2 protein-coding genes are annotated in these 1,663 nt (G+C 63.7%); both read left to right on the plus strand.

Going from position 1 to position 1,663, the window contains the following annotated elements; genetic code table 11:
• Nucleotides 1-276, plus strand: a 276-nt coding sequence (locus tag AB5164_RS05010; RefSeq protein ID WP_368147861.1) for an epoxyqueuosine reductase QueH, incomplete at its 5' end; no start/stop codon positions are given.
• A 70-nt stretch (nucleotides 277-346) separates the two neighbouring features.
• A complete protein-coding gene (gene queA, locus AB5164_RS05015) occupies nucleotides 347-1,558 on the plus strand; it encodes a tRNA preQ1(34) S-adenosylmethionine ribosyltransferase-isomerase QueA (protein ID WP_260699261.1) in 1,212 nt (403 codons plus the stop codon).
• Nucleotides 1,559-1,663: the final 105 nt, after the last annotated feature.

Consider the following 1,663-nt stretch of genomic DNA (forward strand, 5'->3'; position numbering starts at 1 on the left):
GCCCAGGAGCGCGGGTTTGAGTTTGTGGGCACGACGCTCGCCGTCTCGCCGTACCAGTTGTTCGAAACCTGCAATGATGTGTTGGAGCGTCTGGCTGCCGCCCGCGGTCTCACCCCGGTGATTCGCGATTTTCGCCCGTATTACCCCGAGGCGACACGCCGCTCGCGCGAGCTTGGCATGTATCGGCAGAACTACTGTGGTTGCCGCTTCTCGGCTGTCGAGGCGGCCATGGACCGCGCCCGTATCCGCGACGAGCGCAAAGCCGCCAAAAAGTAGTTCATTTGGGACGTCAGCCTGCTAGGATGTAGAGCGGACTTTAGCTATATAAGGAGTATCCGACGTGTCTATGCGTACCGATGATTTTGACTACAACCTTCCCGAGGAACTGATTGCCCAGGCGCCTGCCGAGCCGCGCGATTCCTGCCGGCTGCTGGTGGTGGATCGCAAGGGCTCTCAGGCGGGAACGCCTCTGGAGCACGGCGGTACCGTTGAGCACCGCATCTTCCGCGACATCATCGACTATATCGAGCCGGGCGACGTGCTCGTCATCAACAAGACGCGCGTGATGCCGGCCCGCCTGATCGGTCACAAGGCCGGCTCGGGCGGCGTGGTCGAGACGCTGCTGCTCAAGCGCCGCGAGGATGTGGATCCGCTGGGCCATGTCTGGGAGTGCCTGGTCAAGCCGGGTAAGCGCCTGAAGCCCGGTGCTCAGATTGAGTATCGTGCGGGCGGCGCCCATGCGCCCGAGGGCGCGCCCGTGGTACTGACGGCCGAGGTCGTCGACTTTGTTACCGATAGCCGCGGTGGCCGTCTGGTGCGCTTTGAGCCGGCCGGTTGCAATGCCGCCGGCGAGCCGCGCACGCTCGACGAGGCCATCCATGCGGCCGGCCACGTGCCGCTGCCGCCCTACATTACCGATTACGAGGGCGATCCCGAGAAGTACCAGACCGTCTACGCCATGAAGGAGGAGCACTCGGCTGCCGCTCCTACGGCGGGTCTGCACTTTACCCCCGAGCTCATGGCCGCTATCGAGGCCAAGGGCGCGAAGTTTGCCGCCGTCGAGCTCGAGGTGGGCATCGATACCTTCCGTCTGGTGGAGGAGGACGACCCCGCGCAGCACGTGATGCACACCGAGCGCTATCACGTGTCGCAGGAGGTTGTCGACGCCGTGCATAAGGCGAAGGCCGAGGGCCATCGTGTGATCGCCGTCGGTACCACGGCGGTGCGCTCGCTCGAGAGCGCGTTTGACACGGACGCGCCGGTGTCCGATCCGGCCGTGACGGCGCGCTATTTTGAAGGCCGCGAGGACGGGGCCGATACGCTTGGCCGCGGTGACATCGTGGTGCGCGAGAACGCCACGACGCAGCTTTACCTCATGCCCGGCTCGACCTATCACGTGGTCGATGCGCTGATCACGAACTTCCATGTGCCGCGCTCCACGCTCATGATGCTCGTGAGCGCGCTTGCCACCCGCGAGCAGATCATGGATGCCTACGCCGCTGCCATCGAAGAGCGTTACCGCTTCTTCAGCTTTGGTGACGCCATGCTCATTTTGTAAGTTACGCGGTTCTACGAACCGCGTAACTGCTCGACGCTGCAAACGCCCCTAAGCGGCAATCTGACGTTCAATCGTCGGGCATGACCAGAAGGTCAATGCCCTCCT

It is taken from the genome of Collinsella aerofaciens, assembly GCF_040915425.1.
GTDB classification, from domain to species: Bacteria; Actinomycetota; Coriobacteriia; order Coriobacteriales; family Coriobacteriaceae; genus Collinsella; species Collinsella aerofaciens_BW.